This window comes from Oleiphilus sp. HI0061, assembly GCF_001635675.1.
In genome coordinates, this window is record NZ_LWFE01001638.1 from 1 (window position 1) to 1,005 (window position 1,005).

At 44.8% G+C, this 1,005-nt stretch carries 1 protein-coding gene and 1 pseudogene; both read left to right on the forward strand.

The window, feature by feature from the left end; genetic code table 11:
- On the forward strand, positions 1–349 hold a 349-nt coding region (locus A3735_RS25245), incomplete at its 5' end, for a F0F1 ATP synthase subunit gamma (RefSeq protein ID WP_197486039.1).
- A 56-nt stretch (positions 350–405) separates the two neighbouring features.
- A pseudogene (locus tag A3735_RS25250) lies at positions 406–1,005 on the forward strand (F0F1 ATP synthase subunit beta); the annotation flags it as partial.

Below are 1,005 nucleotides of genomic sequence, written 5' to 3' on the forward strand. Positions count from 1 at the left end.
ATACAACGAGTTTGTAAACACCATGACGCAGAGCCCTGAAGTAGTACAATTGTTACCGTTAGAAGCTGCTGAAGAAAGTGAAATGCAGCATCATTGGGATTATATTTACGAGCCTGAAGCGAAAGACTTACTAGATGGCTTGTTAACGCGTTACGTTGAATCGCAAGTTTATCAAGCGGTTGTTGAAAATGTAGCATGTGAGCAGGCAGCTCGAATGATCGCAATGAAATCTGCAACAGACAACGCGGGCGACATTATCAAGGAATTGCAGTTGGTTTATAACAAAGCGCGTCAAGCAGCGATTACTCAGGAAATTTCTGAGATCGTTAGTGGTGCAGCTGCGGTATAAGTAGTTCCTGGCAAATTTTGTGTATTTAAAGATTAAAAGTTAACGAGGATCCGGACATGAGTAGCGGAAATATCGTACAAATTATTGGAGCTGTAATCGACGTTGAATTCGCGCGCGAATCAGTTCCAAATGTATATGATGCGTTGCAGGTTGATGGTGTTGATACAACACTTGAAGTACAGCAGCAACTAGGTGATGGTATCGTACGTACTATCGCAATGGGTAGTACTGAAGGTCTAAAGCGTGGGCTGAATGTAGATAACACTGGCGCACCAATTTCTGTACCTGTTGGTCCAGAAACTTTGGGTCGTATCATGGACGTTCTAGGACGCCCAATCGACGAGCGTGGTGACATCGGTGAGCAAGAGCGTATGCCTATTCACCGTAAAGCACCTACTTACGCAGAGCAAGCAGCATCGGCTGAATTGCTAGAAACCGGTATCAAAGTAATCGACTTGGTTTGTCCATTCGCTAAGGGTGGTAAAGTTGGTCTATTCGGTGGTGCGGGCGTTGGTAAAACTGTAAACATGATGGAATTGATCAACAACATCGCACTGAAGCACTCTGGTCTTTCAGTATTCGCAGGTGTTGGTGAGCGTACTCGTGAGGGTAACGATTTCTATCACGAAATGCAGGAAGCTGGCGTTGTAAACCTA